Here is a 595-nt window from a genome sequence, read left to right on the forward strand (position 1 = left end):
GGGCCGGCAAGGACCTGTTCGCGGCGATCGGCGTCGGCATCGCCGCCTATGCGCTGCTCGCGCTGCTGCACCCGCAGCGTCAGTTCTGGCACGACGCGCTGTGTGGCACCCGGCTGGTCGACGCACCGCCCTCGCCTCCTCCGGCCCGCCCGGCCTGACGCGCATCGGGCCGTCATCGGCTCAGGGCACAATCGCGGCCCATGACGAATCCCTACAAAGGACGCACCGGTCTGGAACGCGTGATCCGCGCCACCGGCTACTCCATCGAAGGCCTGAAAACGGCCTACCACGGCGAGAGCGCCTTCCGCCAGGAAACCTGGCTCGCCGTCTTCCTGCTGCCCGCCGCACTGTGGCTCGGCCGCACCTGGATCGAGACCGCGCTGCTGGCCGGATCGGTGCTGCTGGTGCTGATCGTCGAGCTGCTGAATTCCGGCATCGAGGCGGTGGTCGACCGGGTGTCGTTCGAGCTGCACGACCTCTCCAAGCGCGCCAAGGACCTGGCGAGCGCCRCCGTGTTCCTGTCGCTGATGCTGTGCGGCGGCATCTGGCTGGCCGCGCTGTGGCACCGCTTCATGCCATGAGCCCGACCCCGACT

1 protein-coding gene and 1 pseudogene are annotated in these 595 nt (G+C 69.5%); both read left to right on the forward strand.

Annotation, left to right across the window (positions count from 1 at the left end; genetic code table 11):
- Window positions 1-158, forward strand: a pseudogene (locus AC1D15_RS36225) (RDD family protein); the annotation flags it as partial.
- A 42-nt stretch (window positions 159-200) separates the two neighbouring features.
- Window positions 201-581: a diacylglycerol kinase gene (locus tag AC1D15_RS36230; RefSeq protein WP_477829891.1), complete on the forward strand. Its 381-nt coding sequence runs from the start codon at window positions 201-203 to the stop codon at window positions 579-581.
- The last annotated feature ends 14 nt before the right edge of the window (window positions 582-595 follow it).

The sequence above is a fragment of the Rhizobacter sp. P2_H2 genome (assembly GCF_056403375.1).